The organism is Nocardiopsis sp. MG754419 (genome assembly GCF_018207095.1).
In the GTDB taxonomy this organism is placed as follows: Bacteria; Actinomycetota; Actinomycetes; order Streptosporangiales; family Streptosporangiaceae; genus Nocardiopsis.
Genome location: NZ_QOCZ01000348.1, coordinates 1 through 550 on the forward strand (window position 1 = coordinate 1; position 550 = coordinate 550).

The 550-nt window shown below is 70.4% G+C and carries 1 protein-coding gene and 1 pseudogene; both read left to right on the forward strand.

Annotated elements, in window-relative coordinates; translation table 11 throughout:
• Window positions 1–148: pseudogene (locus tag DSY14_RS29525) on the forward strand (ABC transporter ATP-binding protein); the annotation flags it as partial.
• Between the two features lie 10 nt (window positions 149–158).
• The coding region (soxR, locus tag DSY14_RS28065) for a redox-sensitive transcriptional activator SoxR (RefSeq protein WP_211719599.1) at window positions 159–550 on the forward strand (392 nt) is incomplete at its 3' end.

The window sequence follows — 550 nt, forward strand, 5'->3', positions numbered from 1 at the left end:
GGCCCGCACCGCCGACCGCATCCTGCTCCTGAGCCAGGGCCGCGTCACCGAAACCGGCACCCACCACCAACTCCTCCTACGCGGAGGCGCCTACGCACGCCTGTACGCCCTCCAGAGCACCCGACCCCCCACACCACCGGCCCCCTAGACTGAAACGCGTGGCACCCGTAACCAAGGAACTCACCGTCGGCCAGGTCGCCGAACGCTCCGGAGTGGCCGTCTCGGCCCTGCACTTCTACGAACGCCAGGGCCTCATCCACAGCCGCCGCACCACCGGCAACCAACGCCGCTACCACCGCGACACCCTGCGCCGCGTCGCCTTCATCCGCATCTCCCAACGCGTGGGACTGCCCCTGGCGCGCATCCGCCAGGCCCTCGAACGACTCCCCGAGAACCGCACCCCCACCCGGGACGACTGGGCCGCCGTCTCCGCCCAATGGCGCGACGAACTCGACACCCGCATCGAGCAACTCATCCGCCTGCGCGACGACCTCACCGGATGCATCGGCTGCGGCTGCCTGTCCCTGAGCTCCTGCACCCTGTCCAACCC